Annotated in this window: 1 protein-coding gene; it reads left to right on the forward strand. The window is 72.1% G+C overall.

Features of this window, described 5'->3' with window-relative positions:
- Window positions 1–148: 148 nt before the first annotated feature.
- A complete protein-coding gene (locus AC51EU_RS30215; protein WP_496270278.1) occupies window positions 149–1,558 on the forward strand; it encodes a sugar porter family MFS transporter in 1,410 nt (469 codons plus the stop codon).
- The last annotated feature ends 184 nt before the right edge of the window (window positions 1,559–1,742 follow it).

Below are 1,742 nucleotides of genomic sequence, written 5' to 3' on the forward strand. Positions count from 1 at the left end.
CCGAGGCCCCCTCCGTCACCGGAGCCGCCTTCCCCCCGCCTGCCCGAAAGGCCCCTCTAGCCATGCGCATAGCCCCCTGTCCCCCCGTGCCGCCGCCCGGCCACGCCGCCCGCGAGGACCACCGCGTCCGGGCGAACTGGAGCTGACCATGTCCGCCCCGACCAGCCAGAAGGCTCCCGCGGCAGCAGCCGGCGGCGCGACCCCCCGCACCGCCCGGCGCTTCATCATCGGCATCGCCGCCATCGCCGCCCTCGGCGGCGCACTGTTCGGCTACGACACCGGGGTGGTCTCCGGTGCCCTGCCCTTCATGGAGGGCCACTTCCACCTCACCTCGCTGGGTGAGGGGATCATCACCAGCGCCCTGCTGATCGGCGCCGCCTTCGGCTCGCTGGCCGGCGGGCGGATGGCCGACCTGCTGGGCCGGCGCAACTCCCTGCTGTGGGCCGGCGCCATCTTCATCGGCGGCGCGCTGGCCGTCGCGCTCGCGCCCACCGTCCCGTTCATGGCCGTGGCCCGCTTCGTCCTCGGCCTCGCCGTCGGCAGCGCCTCCGTCATCACCCCGCTGTACCTCTCCGAGATCGCACCCCCGCACGTGCGCGGACGGCTGGTCTCCTTCAACTCCCTGATGATCGTCAGCGGGCAGCTGCTCGCCTACCTCATCAACGCCGTCCTCGCCCAGTGGGAGGCATGGCGCTGGATGCTCGGGATGGCCGCGCTGCCCGCGGTCGCCCTCTTCGTCGGGCTGTTCTTCCTCCCCGACACCCCGCGCTGGTACATCAGCAAGGGCCGGACCGACGACGCCTCCCGGGTGCTCCGCAGGACGCTGCCCGCCGCCGAGGTCCCGGCCGAGCTGGAGCGGATCGACCACGCCCGCGGCCTGGAGGCCGACGCCCGGCGCGGCGCCTGGGACGAACTGCGCACCCCCTGGGTGCGGCGGCTGCTGCTGGTCGGCATCGGGCTGGCGATCGTCCAGCAGATCACCGGCGTCAACGCCGTCATCTACTTCGCCCCCAAGATCCTCGCCTCGACGGGCCTGGGCACCAACGCCTCGATCACCGCGACCATCGCCGTCGGCGCCGTCTCCGTGATCGCCACCGCCGTCGGGATGTCGCTGATCGACCGGGTCGGCCGGCGCCCCATGCTGATGACCGGCCTCGCCGGGATGACCGTCTCGCTCGTCCTGCTCGGCGCCTCCTTCCACCTGCCGCACTCCACCGGCGTCAGCGTGCTCGTCCTCGCCCTGATGGTCCTCTACATGGCCTTCATGCAGGCCACCTTGAACACCGGGGTGTGGCTGCTGCTCGCCGAGATGTTCCCGCTCAAGGTGCGCGGACTGGCCATGGGTGCCGCGGTGTTCGTGATGTGGATGGTCAACTTCGGGATCGCGCTGGCCTTCCCGGTGCTGCTGGACGCGGTCGGCGCCAGCGTCACCTTCTGGTTCTTCGCCGTGATGTGCGTCCTGTCGTTCCTCTTCTGCAAGCGGTACGCGCCGGAGACGAAGGGCCTGGCGCTGGAGGACCTGGAGGACGAGCTGCGCAAGGCCGCGACGTCCCGCTGACCCCGTACGCCCCCGGTGCATCAGCACCCCGTACTCCCCTCTCCGGACGGCCGGTTGTGCCGCCGGGAGGGGAACCGGCGTCCCCCCGCCGCGCGTCGTCATGGGCGACATCACCTCCCACGGGGGAAACGGGGGAAAGATCATGAATGCCACAGCACTCCGCCGGGCCGCGCGCCACGCGGAC

The sequence above is a fragment of the Candidatus Streptomyces philanthi genome, assembly GCF_059553635.1.